The sequence below is a fragment of the Kluyvera sp. 1366 genome, assembly GCF_054823405.1.
Genome location: NZ_JBTRDW010000007.1, coordinates 222,217 through 249,161, shown reverse-complemented (window position 1 = coordinate 249,161; position 26,945 = coordinate 222,217). Strand labels below are relative to the sequence as shown.

The window sequence follows — 26,945 nt, the reverse complement described above, 5'->3', positions numbered from 1 at the left end:
CGATGAAACCTTCCGATGGGGAAGAAACTAAAAATTGTTTATTGCGCGCCCGCCAGCGGCACCACGTTATCGCTAAAGGCCAGCGGCACCGCAAGCGCAGCGGTAAATTCACCGATGCGATCGGCTGGCGTGGGCTTGCCGAGCAGATAACCTTGCAGCGTGTCGAAGCCTAACCCGGTGAGCAAACGCTGTTGCTCCTCGGTTTCGACCCCTTCCGCCACCATGCGCAGGTTAAGCGTTTGTGCCAGCGTCAACATCGCAGTGACTACCGTGGCGTCTTCGCTGCCGGCGCGCAAACTGTTGATAAAGGCGCGGTCGATTTTCAACTCGCTGGCTTCGAGGTGTTTTAAGTGCAGCAAGTTGGCGTAGCCGATGCCGAAGTTATCAATCGCCACTTTCACCCCAAGACGATGCAGTTCGGCAATGCGCTGCTGGCTGAACTGCGGATCGCGCATCGCGATGTTCTCGGTAATTTCCAGCATCAACGCCCCGTCAGGGATTTGATGGCGCTGCAATGCCTGGCGCACGCTCTCAATCAAATCACGCTGCTGGAACTGCAGAGCCGAGAGATTGACCGATACCGTCCAGTCGCCGTTACCTTCATCGTGCCACTGCTTCAGCTGGCGGCAGGCTTCATTGATCACCCAGTTACCCAGCGCGACAATTTGCCCGGTTTTCTCGGCGCGCGCCAGAAACATATCGGGCATCAGCAGGCCGCGACGCGGATGCTGCCAGCGCAGCAGCGCCTCGAAGCCCATCAATACGGTGCCGCCCGCGCGGAATTTTGGCTGATAGAACAGGCGCATCTCCTGATACTCCAGCGCGTTCCACAGATCGTTAGCCAGCGCCAACTGATGCTGCGCCACCGCGCTCATCGCCGGTTCAAACAGGCACCAGCCGTTACGCCCGCTGTGTTTGGTGTGATACATGGCGGAGTCGGCGTTGAACATCAGCTCCTGCTGGCTGCGACCATGCAGCGGGAAGATAACGATACCGACGCTGAGCGAGACGCGCAGCGAATAGCGATCGAGTTCGAAAGGCGCATCAATGATTTGAACCAAACGCTGCGCCAGTTTGGTGGCCTGATGCAGATGAAATTGCGGGCACAGTATAACGAATTCATCGCCGCCCAGACGCGCCAAAAGAATCTCCTCACTCAGTTCATCGCGCAAACGATCGGCTACCGCGATCAGCAAGCGGTCGCCAACGTGATGGCCCCATGTGTCGTTAATGGCTTTGAAACCATCAAGATCCATGAACATCAGCGCGAAGTCTTCATCCTGCAGTGTCGCCTGCTTGATCGCCGTGGTGAGTTGCTGCTCCAGCATCACGCGATTTGGCAGCGCGGTGAGGTTGTCATGCATCGCCAGCTGGCGCAGCTCGCTGTTGGCGCGCTTGAGTTTGGCAGCGAGACGCGCGGCACGCAGTTGCGCATCCAGCATCGAGATCAGCAACATCAGCCCCAGAATGCTCAGCGTGATAATCGTGACCCACACCGCCATTCCCTCTTCGCTGGCGCCGTGATGTTGCATGCTCACCGGCGTAACGAATTCTGCTGCTGCCATGCCGGTGTAATGCATGCCGGCAATCGCAATGCCCATCACCAGTGCTGCACAGGCGCGCAGCAGCAGCAGGCTTTCGCCCTGGCGCAGATGAAACGCCAGCCATAACGCCGCACCTGATGCTGCGTAGGCAATCAGCACCGAAAGCGTCACCAGCGGCAGATTCCAGTAAATCGGGGTGGCAATCATCAACGCGTTCATGCCGAGGTAGTGCATGACAATGATGCCGCTTCCCATGATTAAGGTGCCGCGAATTAAGCGGCGTCGGGTGAGATGACTGCCCTGCACGCCCTGCGCAAAGGCGAAGATGGCGCTGATAATCGCCACCAGCAATGAGATGGCGGTCAGCTCTACGTTGTAGCGCATGGTCATCGGCATCATCATCGCCAGCATGCCAATAAAGTGCATTGCCCACACGCCGATGCCCATCGCGGTGCCCCCGCCGATCAACCACAGTGTTGCCAGATAACCGCGTGAAACGGCCACGCGCCCGGCGGTATCTAAGGCGGTGAACGCGGCAATGAAGGCCACGATCAGTGAAACGGTAACCAGAACGCTATCCCAGGTAACCAGCAGCATGTGCGCTCCTAAACTCCACCCGCTGCGGAGCGGGTGCGGTGTCGTCAAATTAGAACAAGGATGATAAAGCGCCGATCAAAGGCAATTAATGACCGCCTGCGGCGAAACTCAACAAAAAATAGATCCAGACATATCTGGAGTCGTCGTGCGGATTTTTTTTATTTTCATCGTCAGTCGTTAAGCGAAAAATTAATAATATCTGATTAATGCACGAACATAACATTGAACCGAAGCGCGCGGTAGAGGGTGAAATCATCGTCTATTTAGTTTTTTTAACCGCTCGCTACCCCTTGTGATTACTGAGTTATCGGCGAAAAGCGTGAATTGATTAGGGAAAAATTGAACCATCTGCATACAAGGGTCAATTTGCTGATCTATAGTAAAGAAAACTGATATAAATCATTAATCCGCCATCCAGGAATTTTCTTAGGCGGCAGGCGCTTATGCTGTCGAGCCCATTGCGGCTCTTGTTTGATTTCGGATGTATTTCCATAAATGTATGACCAGGTGAAAAAGCACTGACCTTGGATAATCAGTAAGGAATGATTATGAAACTCAAGCTTTTTCTTGTGGCGACTAGCCTAAGCGCCGCACTGGCACCTCATGCTGTTTTTGCCGCCACCACAACGGGAACCATCAATGCGACGTTGACGCTGACCACCGGTTGTTTGGTGAACGGTCAATCGGCCACGACGGGAGTGAACTTCGGTACCCTGAACTTTGGTAGCAGCGCAGCCACTTTTGATACGCTCAATGCCACCCTGGTTGGCGCAGCAGGTAACGGCATCTTTGTTCGCTGCACCACCGGACAAACTTTCAACGTGCAGGTCACCAGCAGCAACGCTGCACCGGCGACCGTTTACGGCACGGTGAGTGGCCAGCCACGCTACCTGATCCTCGGCTCCAACAATACGCAAGGCATTGCCTATACGCTGTATAGCGACGCCGCATTCACTACCGCCATCGCCAACAACACCAATATCGCTGCCAGTGGTACCACCGATCCCACACTCGGGACCAACTACGCCATTTATGGTCAGGTTGTGGGCGGCGGGTTTAACCCCTTGATTCCGGCAGGGACCTACACCGACACCATCAACGTGGCGGTGAATTACTGAGGGAAAGGATAATCAGGGAGGCCGTGGTGCAGCGGTGGGTGCACAGTGCAGGCGGCCTTGCCCTGCTGATAGGGAGCGTCTCCGCCTGGGGGTTGCCGACCGCAACGTTTCAGGTTTCAGCATCAGTAGTGGCAGGCTGTGTTGTCTCCGGAACCAATACCGGGGTATTTGGCACGCTTAATTTTGGTACCCAATCTGGCGTGGCCGCGAGCAGCGTCAGCGCCAGCTATGTGCAAAGCACCACCATCACGCTCGCCTGCACGCCAGGCACCGCCGTGAGTATGAGCATCAACGGCGGCAGTCATTACACCTCCACGCGCAATCTCAAACACACCAGTAACACCAATACCGTGGCGTACAGCCTGTATACCAATGCGGCACACACCACGGCTATTCCGGTGAATAGCCCGATGGCGCTGAGCTACAGCAATGCCAACAACATCACGTTGCCGATTTACGGCTTATTAACGCTGCCTGGCCCCACGCGCGCCGGGACCTATACCGACACTTTAACCGTCACGCTGAGTTGGTGATGGCGTCACTTAAAAGGAGGAATGATGATTAACCTGCGCGCCCTGATCCTGTTGTTATTTGTGGCCCTAACGCCTGCGGTGCATGCCGCCAATTCGCTGATGGTGTGGCCGATCGATCCGGCGATTGATCCGGAAGATAAAGCCAGCGAGCTGTGGCTGGAGAATCGTGGCAATGCCACCACCCTGATGCAGGTGCGCATCTTCAGCTGGCAGCAGGTTAACGGCCAGGAGCAGTATCAAACCCAGCAGCAAGTGGTGGCGAGCCCGCCGATGGTGCGCCTCGAGCCAGGACAGAAGCAGCTGGTGCGTTTAATTAAGCAAACGCCACCTGAAGCCGGACTTGAAGTGGCCTTTCGCGTGGTGCTGGATGAGATCCCTACGCCGCGTACGCCAGGCGAAAATCAGGCCGGACTCACTTTCCAGATGCGCTATTCGGTGCCGCTGTTCATCTACGGCAGCGGCGTGACGCGCGACACGGCAAAACCGCAGCTGAGCTGGCAGGAAGTGAACAGCGGCGGCAAACGCTGGCTGGAGCTGACTAATCGCGGTAATGGCCACGCGCGCTTAAGTAACGTCACCATTGGCGGACGCAAAATGGGCAACGGCTTGTTTGGCTATGTGCTGGCCAACAGCAGCCATCGCTGGCCGTTAACCCGCAGCGTGAGCGGTGAGCTGTCGGCCGAAATGAATAAAGGTCACTGGAGCAGCGCGGCCGCGCGTTGATGAAGTTTACGCCGCATCCCTGCGCGCTGGCCGTCGCCAGCGTGCTTTGTATCAGTCCGATGAGTAGCAGCGCGGAGACCTTCTCCGAACTGCCACCGCCGCCTGCGCTGGAGAATAACGCCAGCGGTCAGCAATACATGCTGGAACTGGTGGTGAATCAGGGCGAACGTGGCGACATCGTGCCGGTTGAACGTAAGAATGGTGATTTCTGGTTGCGACGCGGCGATTTGCAACGCGCCGGTATTCCGGCCGAGAAACTGCAAGGCCAGCAGATCGATGTCAATCAACTCAGCGGAGCGAAAGTGGAGTATGACGAACGACGCCAGCGCCTGTTATTGACGGTGCCACCCGCCTGGCTGCCGGGTCAAACCATTGGCCAGTTACAGCATGCACCGCGCTTTCCCGGTCGCGCCAGCAATGGCGCGCTGCTCAACTATGACTTTTACGCCACCCGTACCGATAACGCCGGTTCGCGCCTCTCCAGCTGGAACGAACTGCGCTTGTTTGGCCCGGCTGGCCAGTTTTCTACCAACGGCGTTTACGTGCAGCAACTGGAAGGTGGCGTTGCCGGTCAGCAGGAAGGCTATATCCGCTACGATACGTGGTTCAGTAATGAAAACGAGAACGCAGCGATCAGTTGGCGCGCCGGGGATTTGGTTACTGATGCGCTGAGCTGGAGCAACAGCGTGCGGCTGGGTGGCGTGCAGATTGGCCGCGACTTCAGCGTACGGCCGGATCTGGTGACCTATCCGCTGCCCGCCTTTTCCGGCCAGGCGGCGGTGCCCTCTTCGGTCGATCTGTTTATCAACGGCTATCGCAGCACACAGGCCGACGTGCAACCGGGCCCGTGGTCGCTCACCAATGTCCCTTTCGTTAACGGCGCTGGCGATGCAGTGATCACCACCACCGATGCGGTGGGCCGACAAGTCACCACCACGCTGCCGTTTTACGTCTCCAGCAGCTTGCTGAAAACCGGGTTATCCGATTATTCATTCTCCGCCGGTGCCATTCGCGAAAACTACGGCATCAACAATTTTGATTACGGTGCGGCGGCGGCCAGCGGCTCCTATCGCTACGGGCTGAACGACTGGCTGACGCTGGAGAGCCATGCGGAAGGCAGCGACAGCGTGGCGATGGGCGGCGCGGGTGGATTGCTGAAACTGGGCAGTTTTGGCGTGGTGAATGGCGCGCTGGCGCAGAGCCAGATGGACGGTAATCCCGGCACGCAATACAGCTGGGGCTATCAGTACAACAATAGTTGGTTCAGCCTGGGAACCCAGCACATCATTCGCAGCGTCGATTTCGGGAATCTCGCGTTGGTCGGCAGCCGTGGTGACAGCGCGAACACCAGTTACTCGCTGGCACGACGCAGCGCGCAATACACCGCCAGCGTGTCGCTAAGTGACTACGGCAGCCTTGGCCTGGCTTATTTTGATATCTCCGGCGGCAACGGTGACCGCACCCGTTTATTAAATCTGTCGTGGAGTAAAAATCTGTGGGGCAACAGCAGCCTGTATATCTCCGCCAGCCGCGATCAGGATCAGGGTAACTGGAGCGGCGCCATTTCGCTGATCATCCCGTTCGGCGAACAGAGCAGCGCCTCGGTAAGTACGGAACGCGATCAGGAGGGCAATAACAGCCAGCGTCTGTATGTGTCGCGCGCGATGCCAACCGACGGTGGCTTCTCCTGGGATGCGGCCTGGGCTAATCAGGCCAGCGACAGCGGCGATTATCGTCAGGCCAGTCTGCGTTATCGCAATAACAAAATTGATACCTCAGCCGGTTTCTACGGCGATAACGACAACACCACGCAATGGGCCGATTTTACCGGCTCGGTGGTATTGATGGATAACCGCGTGTTCGCTGCCAACGACATTAACGATGCCTTCGTGGTAGTGAAAACCGATTATCCGGATGTCACGGTGCGTTATGAGAACCAGACCATGGGCCGCACCGATAAACAAGGCTATCTGCTGGTGCCATCGATCAGCAGCTATTACGGCGCCAAATACGACATCGATACGCTGGACCTGCCCGCCGATCGCACCGCGCCGAAGGTTGAACAACGCTTTGCGGTGAAGCGCAAAAGTGGCTACCTGCTCAATTTCCCGGTGGAGCGTCTGCGCGCCGCCAGCGTGGTACTGCATGACAGTTATCATCAGCCGCTGCCGATTTCCAGCCAGGTGTTACGTCCGAATCAGGCCACCGAATATGTCGGCTGGGACGGCATTGTGTGGATGGAAGATCTCGGTGCTAATAACCCGATTCATGTGGTGACGCCGGATGGACGCAGCTGCGATACGCAACTGGCTATCGCCGACGGCCAGCCAAAAGCGCTGGAAACTTACGGACCGCTTACCTGCCCGCTGCCACCGCCGCCGCAAGGCTCAGCGGTGAGCAGCGCGGATAATTCACCGTCAGGGATTTCACCATGAGAAAGCTTCTGCTCCTGCTGGCGCTGTTTTTAATGCCGGGCACCAGCTATGCGTTGTGTAGCTTATCGGCCCCCGCCGCCACGTTCGGATCGGTTACCACGTTTTCCGTCGCTTCAACGGTGAATAACACCTCAAGCACCACTAACGTCAACTGCGGTTCGGGTACGCTTTCGCTGCTGGGCTCCGATAACATTACCTACGCTTTTACCACCGCCTCAAACCTCAGCGGCACGCGCGCCGTGTTGAAAACCGCCAGCGGCGGCACCGATAACATTCCGATTCAGCTGTGTATCGACAGCGCCTGCGCCACCGAATTACAGCAGGGCGGCAGCTATCGCTGGAGTTCCGCCTCGCTGCTGGCGTTGGGAAACACCCTTAACTTCAATATTCCGCTCTACTTCCGCACCGTACCCGGCCAGGTGATCGCCGCCGGCACCTATACCACCACCATTACCATTACCGTGAGTTATACGGTGTGCGCCGGGTTAAACGTGGGAGGATTGTGTGTGGGAACGGTACAGAGCAGCACGGGTACGGCGATGCCGATTACCGTGAATCTGGTGGTGACCAACGATTGCACCACCATCACTGCGCCCAACGTCAGTTTTGGCAGCGCGCCTTTGGTGGGCAGTTTCTCAACGGTGCAGCAGACGATTAACGTGGTGTGTTCGAAGGGCAGCACTTATACCGTGGGCTTGAGCAACGGCAGTTACTACAGCGGCACTACGCGGCAGATGGCGAGTGGAACTAACCGGCTGGCATATGACATCTACAAAGGCACCACTACCACATCGCGCTGGGGACCGACCGGCACCGATCGCTGGAGCAGCAGCACCTCGACTTCGTTGAATGCGGATACTGTGACGCGCAACTTTACCTATACGGCGCAGATTTTGACCACGCAGAATACGCCCGCGGCGGGGAATTATACCGATAGCGTGGTGGTGGATGTGTCGTTTTAGCGGGGTGCGCGCTGTCCCTCATCCCAGCCTTCTCCCGCAGGCGGGAGAAGGGGCTGATCAAGAGGTTTGTGAGTTAAGTTTTTACCTAAACATTCCCTCTCCCGCTTGCGGGAGAGGGTTAGGGTGAGGGGAACGATGTTGCGCTTGATACTGCTTCACCATGCGGCCAATCAGCAGCGTACCGACCAATCCGCACACCGCCGCAAAAGAGAGCCACACGCCCGGCATCGCTTTATCGCCGGTGGCATGAATCAGATAGCTCGACACCGCTGGCGTAAAGCCGCCAAACAGCGCGGTTGCCAGGCTGTAGGCCAGTGAGAAACCCGAAGCGCGCACTTCTGCCGGCATGATCTCAGCCAGATACACCACCATCGCGCCGTTATAACTGGCATACAGGAACGACAGCCACAGCTCGGCCTCAACCAGATGGGAGAAGGTCGGCGCTCCCACCAGCCAATGCAGCACCGGCCAGGTAGTTAAAATCATCAAGAGGGTGCAGACAATCAGCAGCGGACGACGACCGATGCGATCCGACAGCGAACCCATCACCGGCAGCCAAAACAGGTTGGAGATGCCGACAAACAGCGTCACCAGGAAGCTCTGTTTGTCACTCATCATCAGCACGGTTTTGCCGAACGTCGGGGTAAAGGCGGTAATCATGTAGAACATCACGGTGGTGGTCACCACCATCAACATGCCTGCCAGCACCAGCGCCCAGTTCTGCCCGACCGAACGCATAATCTGACGCATTGAAGGATGATGTTTACGCTGGCTGAAAGCTTCGGTCTCTTCCAGCATGCGGCGGATATAGAACAGGAACGGCACGATCATACATCCCACCACAAACGGAATACGCCAGCCCCATTCGGTGACGGCGTCTTTCGCCAGCAGATGGTTCAGGCCCAAACCGAGCAGCGCGGCGAAGATCACCGCAACCTGCTGGCTGCCCGATTGCCAACTGACATAGAAGCCTTTGCGCCCTTTCGGCGCCACTTCCGCCAGATACACCGAGACGCCGCCCAGCTCAACGCCCGCCGAGAAGCCCTGCAATAAACGACCGAGCAGAATCAGGATCGGTGCGGCGGCACCGAGCGTGGCGTATCCGGGCACCAGCGCGATGGTTAAGGTCCCAATCGCCATCAAGCCGAGCGTTAACAGCAAGCCTTTACGACGGCCATGATGGTCGATGTAAGCACCAAGAATAATCGCGCCGAGCGGGCGCATCAGGAAGCCTGCGCCGAAGGTCATCAGCGTCAGCATGAGAGAGGCAAAGGGATCATCGCCGGGGAAAAAGGTTTTGGCGATTGCCGTGGCGTAATAGCCAAACACCATGAAATCGTACATCTCAAGAAAGTTACCGCTGGTAACGCTAAAGATGGTTTTGGCACCGCTTTGCGGCGACTTTTGTAAAGAGTGACTCGCGCTCATATTGTCCTTCCTGGTTTTTCTTCCGTTGTAGCGTGCCGGGCCAGGAATAAACGTGATCTTCTTCACCATTGCAGTTTACAAAAATACGACCAATAGTAACAATAAATTAACAAATTGCGTGCAGGCATTAAAAAAGGCCGCTACGGGAGCGACCTTTACGGCAAGGCTAAGTGGAGTGACGTTACTTCTTCACCGTTTCCATGCCCATCAAACCAATCTTCAGATAACCGGCTTCACGCAGCTGATCCATCACTTCCATTAGGGTGGCGTAATCCACCGATTTATCCGCCTGGAAGAAGATGGTGGTGTCTTTCTTGCCTTCGGTTTGTGCCGTCAGCGCATTCACCAGCGTCTCTTTGGTGACCGCATCGTTTCCGATGAAGATCTGCTTATCTTCCTTGATGGAGAGATAAACCGGTTTTTCCGGACGCGGCTGCGGCGCGCTGGTCGATGCTGGCAGGTTAACGCGCACATCGACGGTAGCTAATGGCGCGGCGACCATAAAGATGATCAGCAGAACTAACATGACGTCGATAAACGGCGTCACGTTGATTTCGTGCATTTCGCCATCGCCGACCGAGTCATCGTTTAAACGCATCGCCATAATACTTATCCTACGCGCAATTTCTGTGCCGCCGCTGGACGGTTGGCTTCTTTCGCGGTATCCACGTTGCCGAGATCCAGATCGCGGCTCTGCAGCAACATCACCTGCGCGGCGACATCGCCCAGCGACGCTTTGTAGCTGGCAATCATACGCGCGAAGACGTTGTAGATAACCACGGCGGGAATTGCCGCCACCAGACCAATCGCGGTAGCCAGCAGCGCTTCGGCGATGCCCGGCGCGACGACTGCGAGGTTAGTGGTTTGCGTTTTCGCGATGCCGATGAAGCTGTTCATGATGCCCCAAACGGTACCGAACAGACCGATAAACGGCGCAACGGAACCGATGGTGGCGAGGAATCCATTACCGCGACCGGCATGACGGCTAAATGCAGCCACGCGGCGTTCGAGACGGAAGCTGGTGCGCTCTTTGATGCCATCCAGATCTTCAGTACCAGCGGAGAGCTCCAGCTCATTCTGCGCGTCGTTAAGCAGCACAGCGCTGTGGCTGTTACTTTTGAAGTTTTCAGCAGCACGGTAAGCATCGTTTAATGAGCGGGCTTCGCCCAGCGCTTGCTGCTCGCGTTTCAGGCGACGTTTTGCCCCGCTCAGCTCAGCAAACTTACCGAAGAAAATTGCCCAGGTGACAACCGAAGCCAGTAACAGGCCAATCATCACAATCTTTACCACGATATCGGCATGCTGATACATGCCCCAAACGGAAAGATCCGTTTGCATCAAATCACTGGCTACCACGCTGCATCTCCAACTTCTGTTGCACAGTTCACGATTGAAGCGCGGATCATAGCAAAAAACACCACCGAAGTGATAGTGGTTCTCATTACTATTTACAAAGCAAAGATGCCCGCGATTTCCACAAGTTAGCGGATGTTATGCGCAATACTGGCCTCACTCTGATAATCCGCAATCAGGCTCAACCCGCTACACTGATTCGTGGTAACGTGAATGTTTTGTGGGAAATGTCAGGAAAGGCAGTGATGGCAACGAAAAAAATAGACACCACGCTTGTCAGCGCGGGACGCAGTAAACGTTACACGCAAGGCTCAGTTAACAGCGTAATTCAACGCGCTTCATCCCTGGTTTTTGACACGGTCGCCGACAAGAAACGTGCTACCGCTGGCCGCGCGTCAGGCGAGCTGTTTTATGGTCGTCGCGGCACCCTCACCCATTTCTCGCTGCAAGACGCCATGACCGAGCTGGAAGGCGGCGCAGGTTGCGCGCTCTATCCGTGCGGTGCGGCGGCGGTCTCTAATGCCATTTTGTCCTTTGTCGAAGCCAGCGACCATATTTTGGTGAGCGGCGCGGTCTACGAACCGACGCAGGATTTCTGCTCGAAAATTCTCAGTAAGCTGAACGTCACCACCACCTATTTCGATCACTGCATCGGCAGCGAAATTGGCGAACTGGTGCAGCCGAATACGCGCGTGGTGTTCCTGGAATCACCGGCGTCGATCACCATGGAAGTGCAGGATATTCCCGCGATTGTTGCCGCCGTGCGCGCCAAAGCGCCGGAGGCGATCATCATGATCGATAACACCTGGGCGGCGGGCGTGTTGTTTAACGCGCTGGAGCATGGCATCGATATTTCGATTCAGGCCGGCACCAAATACATCATTGGTCACAGCGACGCGATGATTGGCACGGCGGTAGCAAATGAGCGTTGCTGGCCGCAGCTGCGCGAGAACTCCTATCTGATGGGCCAGATGGTCGATGCTGATACCGCTTATATGGCGAGCCGCGGCATTCGTACGTTGGGCACACGTCTGCGTCAGCACGAAGAGAGCGGATTGCAGGTGGCGGAATGGCTGGCCACGCAGCCGGAAGTGGCGCGCGTTAATCATCCGGCGCTGGCGCAGTGTAAAGGCCACGCATTCTGGCAGCGCGATTTCAGCGGCAGCAGCGGTTTGTTCTCGTTCATCCTGCATGAAAAACTGAGCCGTGAGCAGCTGGCAAATTACCTCGATCACTTCCACCATTTCAGCATGGCGTATTCGTGGGGCGGCTATGAATCCCTGATTCTGGCGAACCAGCCTGAAGAGCTGGCGGCGATTCGTCCGGCGGGCGGCGTGGATTTTGACGGCACTTTAGTGCGTCTGCATATCGGCCTCGAACATGTCGATGACTTGCTGGCTGACCTTAAAGCCGGTTTTGCACGTTTAAGAAGTTAAACAGAAGATAAACCACGCTGTGGCGGCGATGAGAGATCAACGTATGCGATGCCACAGAAGGTTAAAATTAGACTCCTTGTGACTCGATGGAATAGCTGATGGGTGTTTTACATGAGATTGTCCAGGCGCTTTGGCATCAGGATTTTGCCGCGCTCGGCAATCCGGATGTGGTTTGGATTGTCTACGGCGTGATGTTTTTAACGCTGTTTCTGGAAAACGGTTTGCTGCCCGCGTCATTCCTGCCGGGCGATAGCCTGCTGTTACTGGCGGGCGCGATGGTCGCCAAAGGTGTGATGGATTTCGTGCCGACCATTGTGATTCTGACCACGGCGGCCAGCCTTGGCTGCTGGCTCAGCTATCTGCAAGGACGCTGGCTCGGCAACACCAAACTGGTGAAAAGCTGGTTGCTGCATCTGCCCGCGCAATATCATCAGCGCGCGTGGAATATGTTTAACCGCCACGGTTTGATGGCGCTGCTGGTTGGCCGCTTCCTGGCCTTTGTGCGCACCTTACTGCCGACCATGGCCGGGATTTCCGGCTTAAACAATGGCCGCTTCCAGCTGTTTAACTGGCTGAGCGGCTTGTTGTGGGTTGGGATTGTGGTGACGCTGGGCTACGGCATCAGCCATGTGCCCTTTATCAAGCGCCATGAAGATCAGGTGATGGCGATCCTGATGATTCTGCCGATCGCGCTGCTGTTTATCGGCCTGGCCGGCAGCATTGTGGTGATTTGGAAAAAACGCCGCCAGAAACTCTCCTGATTACGACGCGGCGTCAAACGGTAAAGTTTGACGCACGCGGCTCGCCTCTTCTCCCGGCGTCACGCCGAAATAGCGCTTAAACTCACGCGAAAACTGCGATGGGCTTTCATAACCGACGCGCACCGCCGCCGCGCTGGCTTTCATGCCATCCTGCAGCATCATCAGGCGCGCCTGATGCAGGCGATAGCGCTTAAGGTATTGCAGCGGCGAGGTTTGCGTTACCGCTTTGAAGTTATGATGAAACGCCGAAACGCTCATGTTCACTTCAGCGGCCAGCATGTCGACGCTCAAACTCTCCGCGAAGTGGTTTTCGATGCGACGCAGCGCGCGCGCAATCTGGCTGAACTGCGTCTGCCGATTGACCAGCGACAGCAGCGCGCCGCCAATCGGTCCGGTTAGCACGTAATAGATGATCTCGCGAACCAGCTGCGGCCCCAGCACGCGGGCGTCGCGCGGGTTATTCATCACATCCAGCAAGCGTTCGGCCGCACACAGCATCTCTTCGCTCATGAACGCCGAATGGATGCCGGAGGTTTGTGCCTGCGGCTGGAACTGCTCGTCATCGCCGATATCCATCAGCAAATCCTGCAGGCTGGCGACATCCACGCTCAAACACATGCCGGCCAGCGGCTCCGCCAGCGTGGCTTCGGTTTCGCACTCCACTGGCAGCGGTACGGTGAGCATCAGATATTTGGTGGCGTCGTAGTGGAAAACGGTGCTGCCGAGATAGCCGGTTTTACGCCCCTGAAACAGAATCACGATGCCGGGTTGATACATCATCGGCGTTCGCGGCAAGGTTTCGCAGGCATAGATCAATTTGACATTTTCTACCGCGCACAGCGGCTTATGCAGGTCATTCATCAGCGCAACCACGCGCTGCGCTAGCTGGCGGCAAAGGGCGTCGTTTGGCATGCATCTCTCTCAGGCAGCAAAAAAGTCAGTTTGCCGTAAGGCTGTACAAAGCTCCACTATTCTGGAGAATCAGGCAAGATTCTTGCAGAAATCTATCAGGCAAAAGTGCCGCCCGCTTGCCACAATGATCCTGAGGTGAGGTTTGTTGACTAGACTTAAGCACATCTTTTCTACGGTAAGTCCCTGCAACAGATAAGGAGCAATTATGGCAGATCAACCCATTATTAAATTGCGCGACGGCAACATGATGCCGCAGCTTGGCCTCGGCGTGTGGCAAGCGAGCATTGAGGATGCGCGCAACGCCATCCTGGAAGCCCTGAAAGTCGGCTATCGCTCCATCGATACCGCCGCTATCTACAAAAATGAGGAAGCGGTTGGGCAAGCGCTGCAAGAGACCGACGTGGCGCGCGATGACATTTTTATCACCACCAAGCTGTGGAACGACGACCAGACCAACTGGCAACAGGCAATGGAAACCAGCCTGAAGAAGTTGCAGTTAGAGCAGGTGGATTTGTATCTCATGCACTGGCCGTGCCCGGAAAAAGATCACTACGTTGAAGCCTGGAAAGGCTTGATTGAGCTGCAGCAACAGGGCTTAACCAAAAGCATCGGCGTATGTAACTTCCACGAGGCGCATCTGAAGCGTTTGATCGATGAAACCGGCGTGTCGCCGGTGGTGAACCAGATCGAGCTGCATCCGATGCTGCAACAGCGCACGCTGCATGCGTGGAATGCGCTGCACCAGATTCAAACCGAATCCTGGAGCCCGCTGGCGCAAGGCGGTAAAGGCGTGTTTGATCAGGAGATTATCCGCGAGCTGGCGAAAAAATATAGCAAGACGCCGGCACAAATCGTGATTCGCTGGCATCTGGATAGCGGCCTGGTGGTGATTCCGAAGTCGATTACCCCGGAACGCATTCGTGAGAATTTCCAGGTGTTTGATTTTAGGTTGGATAAAACTGAAGTGAGTGAGATCAGTAGGCTGGATAGCGGTAACCGTTTGGGTCCGGATCCGGAGGCGTTTAACGGGTAGGATGGCGCGCGTTTCCCCTCACCCTAACCCTCTCCCGCAGGCGGGAGAGGGAACCGTAAGGTGCCTTTTGCTCGATCTGCTCCTTCGCCCGCTTGCGGGAGAGGGAACCGTAAGGTGCGTTTTGCTCGATCTGCTCCCTCGCCCGCTTGCGGGAGAGGGCTGGAGTGAGGGCATTAAGACGCTGAATTCACCAATAACTGCCCCGCCGTCCCGCGATCCGCCATCTCTAACGTCTGGCTGTAATAGACAAACGGGAAGTGATCCGACGAACTCTGCGGGAAGCTCACCAGCAGCTCCACGCTGCCATCCACCCAAACGGTATCTTTCCAGCCGCGATCTTCGCCCATCGGCTGCGCGCCATTGACGTTCTTAATCAGGAACATCACGCCCTGAATATGCAGCGATTGCGGGCGATCGGCGTGGATAATCCAGCGCTCGAAGGTGCCCTGCTGCACGGTGGTATCGATGCGGTTCATGTCCCACAACACGCCGTTAATGCCCGGCTCGCTGTCACCAATGCGGAATTCGCGCGTGCGCACCGCCACACCATCAAGAATCTGATCCGCCAGCAAACGCATCGGCAGATTGTCAGTCACCAGCGGCAATAAACCGGTTGGGCGTAAGCTCAGCACCAGCGTATTGGTCAGAATCGATGACGGCTCAAACAATCCGCGCAGGCGATCCATCAAACCCGCCGCCGTTCCGGCCATGATCGAAACTTCATCGCCCTGCGACATATCCACCAGCACTTCACGACGTTCGCCGGGAGCCAGCGTCAGCAGCTGCACCGCCACCGGCGCAGGCAGGAAGCCCTGATCGCTGGCGATCACCGTAAAGGGACGATTATCGGAGAAGGTGAGATCGAAGCGGCGCGCGTTCGAGCCGTTCAGCAAACGCAAACGCACCCAGCCGCGTGAGACTTCGACATAGGGATTTTGCACGCCGTTCACCAGCAGCACGTCGCCCATAAAACCGCCGCTGGAGGGCGGGTTATAAACCGGCGTGGCGAAGTTATCGAGGCGCTTGTCCTGAATAATCAGCGGGAAATCATCGACGCCATAATGCTTCGGTAGCGGCAGCGATTTACTGACGTCATCTTCCACCAGCCACATGCCGGCGAGTCCGTTGTAGACGTGCGGCGCCATGCGATTTGGCGTATTGGCGTGATACCACAATGTGCCCGCGCCCTGACGAATCGGCAGCACCGGCGCCCAATCAGCTCCGGCCGACATCATGCGCGGCGCACCGCCCATTAACGCGCCCGGCACCTGCAAACCGCTGACGGTCATCGATACCGGTTCGTTGAGGCGGTTACTGTAAATCAGCTTCACATCGTCGCCGCTATACACGCGCACCGTTGGGCCGAGATACATGCCGTTAAAGCCCCACACCGGCACTTTGTTGCTATTGCCGCTGAACGACCAATGGCTGCGCTGCAAGGTGAGAAACAACGGCTGACCGCGACGTGATTCAATCAGCGGTGGAATAGGAAGTGGCGTATCGCCCAATGGCGCGGCGGCGCGGGCGGCGAAAGGCATAGCACCGGAAGCCAGTGCGACACCGGCAGAAAGCTGAATAAACTGACGTCTGCTGCAAGACATAAAACTTCAGACCTTTTGAGCGTGGCGTGAGGACGCCGTGTCCATGTTGTTCTAATTAATGATGAGTTGCTGTGTGGCTTGAGAACGGGGCAGATGATCACCTGCCCCATTTTGGCTGCTCAGAGTTTACCGTTTTTTTCGCGTTCGGCGACTTCGGCGTTCAATTCTTCCAGTTTAGTCGACATTAATTCACGGCAGTGCGTGGCGAGCTTACGCACCGAGGTGGTGGCAAACTGCGAGGTATCGACCGGCGGCAACATCTCCACAATTACCAAACCGTTGTTCCAGCGGTTCAGCTTGATCTTGTCGTGGGTGTTGGAAACCACAATCGGGATGATTGGCACACCGGCTGCTACCGCTGCATGAAACGCACCGGTTTTGAACGGCAGCAAACCACGACCGCGGCTGCGCGTCCCTTCCGGGAACATCCAGAACGAAATGCGCTTTTTGTTGAACTGTTCCACCAACTCACCGATGGTGCCGTGCGCTTTGGAGCGGTTATCACGGTCAATCAGCAGGTTACCGGTCAGCCAGTAGAGCTGGCCAAAGAACGGAATCCACAGCAGGCTTTTCTTGCCCACGGTCACCGTGGTCGGCTGCACGATTTTGGCCGCCGTGATCATGTCGTAGTTGTTCTGGTGGTTAGCGATATAGATCGCGTTACCGTAATGCGCGGCTTCCGCCGGTTTACGCAGTTCCACTTTGAGACCAAACACCGTCGACAGACGACCGAGCAGATGGCCGAAGGTTGCGACGTGACGCGGATTACGCGGTGAAAACAGACACCAGATACAGCCAACAATACTGACCAGAATCGAATAAACAATAACAATAATTGCTCGTAAAATTAGTAACATAGATTCCTCAAATGGGGCATTCCATCGCCTGAATTACAGCGTTACTCTTCACTCGCGTCGGCTTTCGGACGCGCTGGTGCATTCACTTCTACGCTATCGATGCGTTGCAGGCCACGCGCCACGCTGCCGCGACGACCGCGCTCGGCACGCACTTTCTGCAGATCTTCATCACGCATGATCAGCTTACGTTTACCGACATATACGGTGATTGACGCGCCCGGCGGCAGAATCAGCAACCATTGTAGTTTGTCGGTGCCCGCCGCGGCTTCCGCTGCAGGAATCGAAATGATCTTGTTGCCTTTGCCTTTCGACATCTGCGGCAGATCGCCAACCGGGAACATCAACATGCGTCCGGCCTGGGTAATTGCCAGCAGCATATCATCGCCCGAATGTACCGCCATTGGCGTCATCACTTTGGCGTTTTCCGGCAGCGTCAGCAGCGCTTTACCGGCACGGTTGCGCGACACCAGATCGGCAAAGGTACAGATGAAACCGTAACCGGCGTCAGAGGCCATCAACAGCTTCTGATCGTCGGGCTCCATCAGCACCTGCTCAATCACCGCGCCCGGCGGTGGCGTCAGTTTGCCGGTGAGCGGCTCGCCCTGTCCGCGCGCGGACGGCAATGAGGTCGGATCCAGCGTGTAGCTGCGTCCGGTGGAGTCGATAAAGGCCACCGGCTGATTGCTCTTGCCGCGTGCGGCGGCCAGATAGCTGTCGCCCGCTTTGTAGCTTAAGCCCGCCGGATCGATATCGTGACCTTTGGCGCTGCGCACCCAGCCCATCTGCGACAGCACGATGGTCACCGGCTCAGCGCTCACCAGCTCGGTTTCGCTCAGCGCTTTGGCTTCTTCGCGCTCGTGCAGCGGCGAACGGCGATCGTCGCCGTAGGTTTGGCTATCGGCCAGCAGCTCTTTCTTCAGCAAATTGCTCATCTTACGCTCGGACGCCAGAATCGCCTGCAGCTGATCGCGCTCTTTTTCCAAATCCGCCTGCTCGCCGCGAATCTTCATCTCTTCCAGTTTGGCGAGATGGCGCAGTTTCAGTTCGAGAATCGCTTCGGCCTGGGTTTCGCTGATGTCAAAACGCGACATCAGCACCGGCTTCGGCTCATCCTCGGTACGGATGATGTGGATCACTTCATCAATATTGAGGAACGCCACCAGCATACCTTCAAGAATATGCAGGCGACGCAGCACGCGATCTAAACGATAGTTGAGGCGGCGCGTCACGGTATCGCGGCGATACACCAGCCATTCAGAGAGGATTTCCAGCAGGTTTTTCACCGCCGGACGGTTATCCAGTCCGATCATATTCAGGTTAACGCGGTAGCTTTTTTCCAGATCGGTGGTGGCAAACAGGTGATTCATCACTTGCTCGAGATCCACGCGATTGGAGCGCGGCACAATCACTAAACGCGTCGGGTTTTCGTGGTTGGACTCATCACGCAGATCTTCCACCATCGGCAGCTTTTTATTGCGCATCTGGTTAGCGATCTGCTCCAGCACGCGTGCGCCCGACACCTGATGCGGCAACGCGGTGATCACCACATCACCATCTTCTTTTTTCCACACCGCACGCTGACGAATCGAACCGCGACCGCTCTGATAAATCTTACGGATTTCGCTGCGTGGCGTGATGATCTCCGCTTCGGTCGGGTAATCCGGACCTTGCACAATATCCAGCAGCTCATTCAGCGTGGTTTTCGGGTTGTCGATCAGCTTGACCGCTGCTTCCGCTACTTCGCGCAGGTTATGCGGCGGAATGTCGGTCGCCATCCCCACGGCGATGCCGGTGGTGCCGTTGAGCAGAATGTTGGGCAGACGCGCCGGCAACATCTTCGGCTCCTGCAGGGTGCCGTCGAAGTTCGGGATGTAATCGGACGTGCCCTGACCGAGTTCACCCAGCAGGATTTCAGCGTATTTAGACAGGCGCGATTCGGTGTAACGCATCGCGGCGAAGGATTTTGGATCATCCGGCGCACCCCAGTTTCCCTGGCCATCCACCAGCGGATAGCGGTAGGAGAACGGCTGCGCCATCAACACCATCGCTTCATAACAGGCGCTGTCGCCGTGCGGATGGTATTTACCCAGCACGTCACCAACGGTACGCGCCGATTTTTTGAATTTAGCATTGGAATTGAGACCCAATTCCGACATGGCATACACAATACGGCGCTGCACTGGCTTGAGGCCATCGCCGATGTACGGCAGCGCGCGGTCCATGATCACGTACATGGAGTAGTTCAGGTACGCGTTTTCGGTAAACGTGTGCAGGGCAAGACGCTCTGCACCATCCTGCGTCAATTCGCTCATTCAGCTCGCATCCTCACTTCGTGGCCCGCAACGGCGGGACATCCGGCGGTCATTTGGCGAGGATATTACCTTATTCGTGCGGTTTAGTCACAGAGAAGCCCGTTCAGCAAACAGAATCGTCTTGCATTAAATAGCGTGATATTGGTTGGAAAATTAAAACGGAATGGGAGCCATGTCACAGTGAATATCGGCAATGATCTGTGAGCAACTTCGCAATTAATATCGCGAGGCAATTAGCGTATTAATGGTGTCCGCAAGCCAGGACAACATTTAGTATTGTTGCTTAGTGATTACTCTCCTAAATTCATACTCCACAAGCCCCACATTTTTGCGCGTCTGATTTCTGGCATGGAATAAATATAACCACCAATTAGCCATAAACGTTTTGCCAAAATAAGGGTGAACGAATGCAAATACTGACTTCGCGACAACACCGATTAGTAAAATTGCTGCTGCATCATGCCGCACCGCAGCCGACAAAAGAATTAGCTTTACAGCTTGGCGTGTCGGAGAAAACCATCCAGCGCGATTTGCAATGGCTGGAGAGTTGGCTTCGCGACTGGTCGCTGCAGCTGGAAAAAATGCCGGGACGCGGCATACGTCTGCGGGTAGACGATCTGCAGCAGCGTCTGCAACTGGAGCAGCAGCTTAACGGCGACGAAAGCAGTTCGGATGCGCTGAGCCACAACAGCCGACGGGTGAAAATTGCCTCGCAGCTGCTGAGCGATGCGCCACGCGCAACTTCAATCAGTAAATTGTCGGAACGCTACTTTATTAGTCATGCGTCAATCGTGAATGACCTGAAGGTGATCGAAGAGTGGCTGCAGCCGCTGGGTTTGGTGCTGCAGCGCGGCCCCGGCGGCACCCACATCGAAGGCAATGAGCAGACGCTGCGCCAGGCGATGGTGTCGCTAATTAATGATGTGATGCAGCAAAACGTCGCCGGCACGCCGCTGCTACCACGCCTCGATCCCGGCAGCCAGCAAGCGCTGGTGCACTATTTTGGCGACGAGGATGTGGCTTTTGTGCAGGCGCTGCTGCAGCAAATGGAGCAGCAACTGAGTTATCCGTTGGGCGACGCGTGGTACCTCAATCTCTGCACCCATATTCTGATCATGATGCATCGCATGGCGCAAGGTAACGCGCTGGCGCTGGAAACCCTGACCAGCGCGCAGGATCTTGACCAGCGCATTCTGAAGATTGCCCAAAATATGGTGGTGCAGATTGAACAGCGCATGTGCTGCGCATTGCCCGCCGATGAAGTGGGTTTTATTTATCAATATATTGTCTCGTCCGGCATTGTGGTGGAAGAACGTGGAGATAATGCCCCGCTGCATAATCAATTTTCCACCGCTGAATCAGTGAAAATAACCTGTGAATTAATCGATCGCTTCGCGTCATTTATTCAGCAGGACTTAGCGCAGGACCGATTATTATTTGAAGGGTTATTAGTTCATATAAAGCCATTATTAAATCGACTCAAATATCATATTCACATTCGTAATCCGCTGCTGGAGGATATTCAGCAGGAGATGAAGGAAATATTTTCATTAACGCAACAGGCGATGCAATTAACCGCGCGCAGCCAGGGACTTTCATCGGTGGCGGATGACGAAATAGGTTATCTGTGCGTGCATTTCCAGGCCGCGCTGGAGCGACAAATCGCCCACAAACGCATTCTGGTGGTGTGCTCCAGCGGCGTGGGAACCTCGCATCTTTTGAAGAGTCGCATTCTGCGCGCCTTCCCGGACTGGGAGATTGTCGGCGTGGTTTCCGCCAGTAATCACGCGGAGTTTTGCCAGCGAGAAACGGTGGATTTGGTAATTACCACTATTCACCTCAATGCCGGAGCGGTTCCGGCGGTGTATGTCAGTGCCTTTTTTAACGATGACGATATTCGGCGGGTGACTGACGCCATGATTGGCAGCCAGCTGCCCGACGGCGCCTCCTGCGCTTTGGCTGAACATTAATTGAATGAGGATTGATCATGGATATTTCGCGCATTCTGACGCCGCGCCGCGTTAACCTGGCGCTGACCGCCACCACCAAAGAGCAAGCGATTCATGAGCTCACCGATTTGCTCTACCACGACGGCGCCATCAGCGACCGCGCCGCCTTTATTGAAGACGTCTGGCTGCGGGAAGCTGAAGGTTCCACCGGCTTCGAAAATCATATCGCCATCCCGCACGGTAAATCCGCCGCGGTGAAACAAACCACGCTCGCCATCGGCCGCACCCAACACGACATACCGTGGGAAACGCTCGATGGCAGCCAGGTGCGCTGCATCATCCTGTTCGCGGTGCGACTGGAAGATCAGAACACCACCCATATTCGCCTGTTGTCGCAGGTGGCCAGTGCGCTGGCCGATGATGAGGTGATAGCCCAACTGCTGGTGGAAAACGATGCCAGCAATATCATCCGGCTGTTTAGTCAGTACGCCGAAACCGACCTCTGTTAACACCCTAACTCTCTGAGGTGACACATGAATATCGTCTGTGTAGCGGCCTGCACGGCAGGCATCGCGCATACCTATATTGCGCGCGAAAAACTGATTAAAGGGGCCCACGCGCTGGGCCACACCATCCACGTTGAAACTCAGGGCACCATCGGCACCGAAACGGCGCTGACGCAGCAAGATATCGCCGCTGCGGACGTGGTGATCCTCGCCGTTGACGTGAAGATCAAAGGCGAGGAGCGCTTTCAGGGCAAACCCATTGTGCGAGTGAAAACCGAAGTAGTGATCAAATCACCGGTGAAATTCCTCGAAAAAGTGGCGGATTCACTGGCGCGCGCCTGAGGAGATCCATCATGAGTGACAACAAACGTCAGTACGGCCAGGAGATCAAAGGGCATTTGCTTACCGGGATCTCGTGGATGATCCCGCTGATCGTCGCCGCCGGGATCTGCATCGCGCTCGGCCAGGTGATCGGCGGGCCGGATGTCGGCAAACAGACCGGCACTCTCGCGTGGATGTTGAATCAGATCGGCGGTTGGGGCATGGGGCTAATTGTGCCGCTGATCAGCGCGGCGATTGCTTACTCGATTGCCGATCGTCCCGGCTTCGCGCCTGGCCTGATCGTCGGTTTTATCTGCGGGCAGATCGGTACCGGCTTTATCGGCGGCATCTTCGGTGGCTTCCTGGTCGGTTACACCGTGCTGCTGCTGCGCCGCACCATTAAGTTGCCGAAATCGATGCAGGGCTTGATGCCGATTATGGTGCTGCCGGTGCTGAGCACCATTATCGCTGGGCTGCTGATGATGACCTTCATCGGCCAGCCGATTGTCTGGCTGCAGAAGGCGCTGATTGCCCTGCTGGAGTCGATGCAAGGCGGTTCGAAATTTGTGATGGGCGCGATCCTTGGCGCGATGGCCACCTTCGACTTCGGCGGTCCGGTGAATAAAACCATGTCGCTGTTCGCCGACGGCATGCTGGTTGACGGCATTTACGGACCGGAAGCGGTGAAGTTTGTTGGCTCAATGATTCCGCCGTTCGGCATCACGCTCTCTTATCTGCTGAGCCGCAACAAATATACCAAAGCGGAAAAAGAAGCGCTAAAAGCCGCCTTCCCGATGGGCATCTGCATGATTACCGAAGGCGTGATTCCAATTGCAGCGCGCGACCTGTTCCGCGTGGTCGGCAGCTGCGTGGTGGCCTCCGCCATCGCCGGTGGGCTGATTATGGTGTGGGGCGTCGGCGCACCGGTGCCGCACGGCGGCATGTTTGTGGTGCCGCTGTTCACTAAACCCTGGCTGTTCTGTTTGGCACTCGGCATCGGCACCACGGTGTGCGGCGTGATGCTGTCGGTATTGAAAAAGCCGGTGACGCAGGCGGATGAAGAGTTCGATGACGTGGAAGCCCCCGGCGTCCGCGATGAAGAGATCAAATTCACTCTGGAATAAGGAGCCACCATGTTTGCCATGATGAACGACCTGATTCAGGCCGCCGCCCAACAGCGCTATGCGGTGTTAGCGATCAACTGCTTCAACCTTGAAACCGCGCGCGCCGCCATTCAGGCCGCCGAGCAGCAGCGCGCTCCGCTGATCCTCAATGTTTATCAGGGACACAGCGCGCACTTCCCGCCTGCTGTCGCGGTGCCGTTAGTGCGTGCGCTGGCCGAGACTGCCAGCGTGCCGGTGGCGCTGGCACTCGATCACGGCAAAGCCTTTCCGCTGATTGGTCAGGCGTTTCGCGCCGGTTTTACCGGCTTAATGATCGATGCCTCTTCTGAACCGCTCGCCGAGAACATTCGCCAGACCGCCGCCGTGGTGAAGATGGCGCATACCGCCGGCGTGTGCGTCGAGGGCGAGCTAGGACATATTGCCGATGCGCCAACCTACGAACTGGCTGATGCCTCAGTGAAGATGACGCAGGTGGCCGATGTGCTGCCGTTTATCGAGCAAACCCACATTGATTTGCTGGCGATTTCGGTCGGTACCGCGCACGGGCTCTATCCGGCGGGCGTGAAGCCAAAGATCGACTTTCAGCGCTTGCAGGAGTTGCAGGCGGTTTCTTCGCGACCGCTGGCGCTGCACGGCGGATCGGGCACGCCCGCTGAGGATATTCGCCGCGTTAGTGAGTTTGGCGTTGCCAAGATCAACGTCGGCGCGGCGGTGTTTGATGCCGGAAAAATGGCGGTGGAACAGGCCTTGAAGCAGCATCCTCACGCTGAGTTAGCCGATGTGCTTGGGCTGATGGAGTCCGCCTGCCGCGAAGTGGTGGCGGAGTACCTAAGCTGGTCGGGATCGGCGGGCAAGGTTTAGTCATCAGGTTGGTTAGTGTTCGCCATGAATGGCGACACAAGGTCGCATTATCAATTTCACATTCATATCCACTATCGGGTCGGCGCATGCGTCGGCTCCGGTAAACATCACGCTGAGGAAATATTAACATGTTGATTTCAATGAAAGAGATGTTGGCACCGACTCGTGAACACCGTTACGCGATTGGCGCTTTTAACGTGGCCGACAGCTGCTTTATCCGCGCGGTAGTTGAAGAAGCTGAAGCTACCCATACGCCGGCGATCATTTCCATCCATCCAAGCGAGCTGGAGTTTGTCACTGATGAGTTCTTTGGCTATGTGCGCGAACGCACGCTGAAAAGCAAAGTGCCGTTCACCATCCACCTCGATCACGGTGCGTCCATTGCTCAGGTGCTGCGCGCTATTCAATGCGGCTTTACCTCAGTGATGATCGATGGTTCATTGCTGCCTTATGAAGAGAACGTAGCGCTGACCAAAGAAGTGGTGAAACTGGCGCATGCGGTGGGCGTTTCGGTGGAAGGTGAACTCGGCACCATCGGCGATACCGGCACTTCAGTGGAAGGCGGCGTGAGTAAAGTGATCTACACCGAACCGGCGCAGGCAGAGGATTTCGTGCAGCGCACCGGTGTAGATACGCTGGCGGTAGCGATTGGCACCGCGCACGGCATCTACCCGAAAGATATGAAGCCTGAGCTGCAGATGCATATCCTCAGAGACATTGCGCAGCGCACCACTATTCCGCTGGTGCTGCACGGCGGTTCAGCAAATCCGGATGCCGAGATCGCGGAAGCGGTGACGCTGGGCGTGGGCAAAATCAATATTTCCAGCGACATGAAGTTCGCCTATTTCGCTAAGCTGCGCGAGATTCTGGCACGCGAAACCTGGTGGGATCCGAATGTGATTTATCCCGATGCGATTGCGGCGGCGAAGGAAGTCATTCGCTACAAAATGAATCTGTTTGGCGGGTTGGGTAAAGCGAGTTTGTATCGTTGAGTTCTGTTATCTGGTGCGCGTTATGGCGCACCAGAAACTCAGATCGCCAGGAATGGCGTCGCTACTTCGCGCCTAACCATTTCTTCGTAATCTGGGCGTATTCGCCGGTGGCGGTGCTGAGATGCAGCCACTGATCGACATACAACTTCCAGCTCATATCATCGCGCGGGATCATGTAGGCCTTCTCGCCGTACTGCATCGGTTTGTCCGGATTGATGGCGCACAGCGTGGGATAATGCTGCTGCTGGAACAGCGCTTCAGACGCATCGGTGATCATTACGTCCGCTTTGTTATCCACTAACTGCTGGAAAATCCCCACGTTGTCAGCCAGCTGCAGCGTTGCCTGCGGCAGATGGCTGTGCACGAAGGCTTCGTTGGTGCCGCCTGCCGGTTCGATCACGCGCACGCTCGCCTTGTTAATCTGCTCAACCGTCTGATATTTCGCTTTATCAGCACAGCGCACCAGTGGAATTTTTCCATCGATGCCGAGCGGCTGGGCAAACCAGGCGATCTGCTGACGCTTGAGGGTGACCGATACGCCGCCCAATGCGATGTCACACTGCTTGGCCACAAAATCATCGCTCAGGGTTTTCCATGTGGTTGGCACCCACTGCACTTTTGCACCCAGGCTTGCCGCCAGCGATTGCGCCATGCTGATATCCAATCCTTCGTATTGGCCATCGCTGCGCAAATAGCTATATGGCTTGTAATCACCGGTGGTACAGACTTTTAAGGTTTTGCTTGCGCGGATGTCATCGAGGTGGGATTGCGCCTGAGCAGCGCCCGTCACCAGAAATAATACACTCAGTATCGGGGTTTTCATGTTTTCTTCTTTTATGGGAGTTGATGTTGGTTTGCTCACGGATTGTTTCATAACCCTGCGTATTATTGCTTTATTAGCAAAAGTGTTGTGATCAATCACGCATTTTTCTCGCTGCTGCGCGCGCGTAGAGTGTGCGGCATCAACGAGAAACGGAGCGGATGACATGAACTTTTTAATTATCGATGGTGGCAAAACCTTCGCCCATTCGAAAGGCGAACTGAACCATACCTTAACTGACGTCGCAGCCAGCCAGTTGCGCGATCTTGGTCATCAGGTACAGGTAACGATTGCTGACAGCGACTACAACGTGGCAGAAGAAGTGCAGAAATACCTCGACAGCGATGTGGTGATTTATCAAATGCCAGGCTGGTGGATGGGCGAGCCGTGGACAGTAAAAAAGTATATCGATGATGTCTTCACCGAAGGTCACGGTTCACTGTATGCCAGCGATGGCCGCACACGCAGCGATGCCGGTAAAAAATACGGCTCCGGCGGCCTGATTCAAGGTAAGAAATACATGCTGTCATTGACCTGGAACGCTCCGCTGGAAGCCTTTAACGATCCTGAGCAATTCTTTGAAGGCGTGGGCGTGGACGGTTTGTATCTGCACTTCCATAAGGCCAACCAGTTCCTCGGCATGGAAGGTTTACCGACCTTTATCTGTAACGATGTAATTAAAATGCCGGACGTACCGCGCGATATCGAACGTTATCGGACTCATCTCAACCAGATCTTTGCTTAACTGTAAGCACCCAGGGAAAAGA

At 56.1% G+C, this 26,945-nt stretch carries 24 protein-coding genes; 15 read left to right on the top strand and 9 right to left on the bottom strand.

Going from position 1 to position 26,945, the window contains the following annotated elements; all coding sequences use genetic code 11:
- Window positions 1-38 precede the first annotated feature (38 nt).
- Complete coding sequence (locus ACVLVH_RS17495; RefSeq protein WP_312464165.1) at window positions 39-2,141, bottom strand: putative bifunctional diguanylate cyclase/phosphodiesterase; 2,103 nt, start codon at window positions 2,139-2,141, stop codon at window positions 39-41.
- 548 nt (window positions 2,142-2,689) lie between these two features.
- On the opposite strand from ACVLVH_RS17495, the gene ACVLVH_RS17490 reads away from it, so the two are divergent.
- Genes ACVLVH_RS17490 through ACVLVH_RS17470 form a run of 5 tightly spaced genes read left to right on the top strand, consistent with a single transcriptional unit; the run spans window position 2,690 to window position 7,912 of the window.
- Complete coding sequence (locus ACVLVH_RS17490; protein WP_498949909.1) at window positions 2,690-3,259, top strand: spore coat protein U domain-containing protein; 570 nt, start codon at window positions 2,690-2,692, stop codon at window positions 3,257-3,259.
- A gap of 23 nt (window positions 3,260-3,282) precedes the next feature.
- Window positions 3,283-3,792, top strand: coding sequence for a Csu type fimbrial protein (locus ACVLVH_RS17485; protein ID WP_192412114.1), 510 nt, complete (start codon window positions 3,283-3,285; stop codon window positions 3,790-3,792).
- 24 nt (window positions 3,793-3,816) lie between these two features.
- Complete coding sequence (locus ACVLVH_RS17480; RefSeq protein WP_498949940.1) at window positions 3,817-4,515, top strand: fimbrial biogenesis chaperone; 699 nt, start codon at window positions 3,817-3,819, stop codon at window positions 4,513-4,515.
- Complete coding sequence (locus ACVLVH_RS17475) at window positions 4,515-6,950, top strand: fimbria/pilus outer membrane usher protein (RefSeq protein ID WP_498949907.1); 2,436 nt, start codon at window positions 4,515-4,517, stop codon at window positions 6,948-6,950. Before ACVLVH_RS17480 ends, ACVLVH_RS17475 begins: the two co-directional genes overlap by 1 nt.
- Complete coding sequence (locus ACVLVH_RS17470; RefSeq protein WP_312464163.1) at window positions 6,947-7,912, top strand: Csu type fimbrial protein; 966 nt, start codon at window positions 6,947-6,949, stop codon at window positions 7,910-7,912. Before ACVLVH_RS17475 ends, ACVLVH_RS17470 begins: the two co-directional genes overlap by 4 nt.
- A gap of 81 nt (window positions 7,913-7,993) precedes the next feature.
- Here the strand turns inward: ACVLVH_RS17470 and ACVLVH_RS17465 are convergent, their stop codons facing one another.
- From ACVLVH_RS17465 to exbB, 3 genes are all read right to left on the bottom strand, one after another.
- Window positions 7,994-9,340 carry an MFS transporter gene (locus ACVLVH_RS17465; RefSeq protein WP_110867293.1) on the bottom strand — a complete coding sequence of 449 codons (1,347 nt, stop codon included), beginning with the start codon at window positions 9,338-9,340 and terminating at the stop codon, window positions 7,994-7,996.
- Window positions 9,341-9,521: 181 nt separating this feature from the next.
- Entirely contained in the window at window positions 9,522-9,944 is a 423-nt protein-coding gene (exbD, locus tag ACVLVH_RS17460; RefSeq protein WP_008103349.1) for a TonB system transport protein ExbD, read from the bottom strand.
- Window positions 9,945-9,949: 5 nt separating this feature from the next.
- Window positions 9,950-10,678, bottom strand: coding sequence for a tol-pal system-associated acyl-CoA thioesterase (exbB, locus tag ACVLVH_RS17455; RefSeq protein WP_192236537.1), 729 nt, complete (start codon window positions 10,676-10,678; stop codon window positions 9,950-9,952).
- A 260-nt stretch (window positions 10,679-10,938) separates the two neighbouring features.
- On the opposite strand from exbB, the gene metC reads away from it, so the two are divergent.
- Both metC and ACVLVH_RS17445 read left to right on the top strand, forming a co-directional pair.
- A complete protein-coding gene (metC, locus tag ACVLVH_RS17450; RefSeq protein WP_498949904.1) occupies window positions 10,939-12,129 on the top strand; it encodes a cystathionine beta-lyase in 1,191 nt (396 codons plus the stop codon).
- 98 nt (window positions 12,130-12,227) lie between these two features.
- Complete coding sequence (locus ACVLVH_RS17445) at window positions 12,228-12,890, top strand: DedA family protein (protein WP_101761796.1); 663 nt, start codon at window positions 12,228-12,230, stop codon at window positions 12,888-12,890.
- Here ACVLVH_RS17445 and ACVLVH_RS17440 read toward each other — a convergent pair whose 3' ends face one another.
- Window positions 12,891-13,802 (bottom strand): AraC family transcriptional regulator, encoded by a 912-nt coding sequence (locus tag ACVLVH_RS17440; RefSeq protein WP_137386539.1) that lies wholly within the window; start codon window positions 13,800-13,802, stop codon window positions 12,891-12,893.
- 205 nt (window positions 13,803-14,007) lie between these two features.
- Here ACVLVH_RS17440 and dkgA point away from each other — a divergent pair, with 205 nt between their 5' ends.
- Entirely contained in the window at window positions 14,008-14,835 is an 828-nt protein-coding gene (gene dkgA, locus ACVLVH_RS17435; RefSeq protein ID WP_498949901.1) for a 2,5-didehydrogluconate reductase DkgA, read from the top strand.
- 173 nt (window positions 14,836-15,008) lie between these two features.
- Here dkgA and ftsP read toward each other — a convergent pair whose 3' ends face one another.
- The 3 genes from ftsP to parC all read right to left on the bottom strand — a co-directional run bounded on the left by ftsP (window position 15,009) and on the right by parC (window position 19,605).
- Window positions 15,009-16,436, bottom strand: coding sequence for a cell division protein FtsP (ftsP, locus tag ACVLVH_RS17430; protein WP_101763013.1), 1,428 nt, complete (start codon window positions 16,434-16,436; stop codon window positions 15,009-15,011).
- A 119-nt stretch (window positions 16,437-16,555) separates the two neighbouring features.
- A complete protein-coding gene (locus ACVLVH_RS17425; protein WP_101763012.1) occupies window positions 16,556-17,293 on the bottom strand; it encodes a 1-acylglycerol-3-phosphate O-acyltransferase in 738 nt (245 codons plus the stop codon).
- Between the two features lie 41 nt (window positions 17,294-17,334).
- Window positions 17,335-19,605 carry a DNA topoisomerase IV subunit A gene (parC, locus tag ACVLVH_RS17420; RefSeq protein WP_137386541.1) on the bottom strand — a complete coding sequence of 757 codons (2,271 nt, stop codon included), beginning with the start codon at window positions 19,603-19,605 and terminating at the stop codon, window positions 17,335-17,337.
- Window positions 19,606-20,012: 407 nt separating this feature from the next.
- On the opposite strand from parC, the gene ACVLVH_RS17415 reads away from it, so the two are divergent.
- The 6 genes from ACVLVH_RS17415 (at window position 20,013) to ACVLVH_RS17390 (ending at window position 25,358) form a co-directional block, all read left to right on the top strand.
- The gene (locus ACVLVH_RS17415) at window positions 20,013-21,575 is read left to right on the top strand and encodes a BglG family transcription antiterminator (RefSeq protein ID WP_101763010.1); all 1,563 of its coding nucleotides are present in this window, start codon (window positions 20,013-20,015) and stop codon (window positions 21,573-21,575) included.
- A 17-nt stretch (window positions 21,576-21,592) separates the two neighbouring features.
- Entirely contained in the window at window positions 21,593-22,063 is a 471-nt protein-coding gene (locus ACVLVH_RS17410; RefSeq protein ID WP_061720482.1) for a PTS sugar transporter subunit IIA, read from the top strand.
- 24 nt (window positions 22,064-22,087) lie between these two features.
- On the top strand, window positions 22,088-22,402 hold the full coding sequence (locus ACVLVH_RS17405) for a PTS fructose transporter subunit IIB (protein ID WP_101763009.1): 315 nt from the start codon (window positions 22,088-22,090) through the stop codon (window positions 22,400-22,402).
- An 11-nt stretch (window positions 22,403-22,413) separates the two neighbouring features.
- Complete coding sequence (locus ACVLVH_RS17400; protein WP_101763008.1) at window positions 22,414-23,505, top strand: PTS fructose transporter subunit IIC; 1,092 nt, start codon at window positions 22,414-22,416, stop codon at window positions 23,503-23,505.
- Between the two features lie 9 nt (window positions 23,506-23,514).
- Entirely contained in the window at window positions 23,515-24,366 is an 852-nt protein-coding gene (locus tag ACVLVH_RS17395; protein WP_192412119.1) for a class II fructose-bisphosphate aldolase, read from the top strand.
- Between the two features lie 128 nt (window positions 24,367-24,494).
- On the top strand, window positions 24,495-25,358 hold the full coding sequence (locus ACVLVH_RS17390) for a ketose-bisphosphate aldolase (protein ID WP_101763006.1): 864 nt from the start codon (window positions 24,495-24,497) through the stop codon (window positions 25,356-25,358).
- Window positions 25,359-25,419: 61 nt separating this feature from the next.
- On the opposite strand, the gene ACVLVH_RS17385 is transcribed toward ACVLVH_RS17390, so the two are convergent.
- Entirely contained in the window at window positions 25,420-26,181 is a 762-nt protein-coding gene (locus ACVLVH_RS17385) for a transporter substrate-binding domain-containing protein (protein WP_192412120.1), read from the bottom strand.
- A gap of 163 nt (window positions 26,182-26,344) precedes the next feature.
- Here ACVLVH_RS17385 and ACVLVH_RS17380 point away from each other — a divergent pair, with 163 nt between their 5' ends.
- Window positions 26,345-26,923 (top strand): NAD(P)H-dependent oxidoreductase, encoded by a 579-nt coding sequence (locus ACVLVH_RS17380; RefSeq protein WP_192412121.1) that lies wholly within the window; start codon window positions 26,345-26,347, stop codon window positions 26,921-26,923.
- Window positions 26,924-26,945 lie beyond the last annotated feature (22 nt).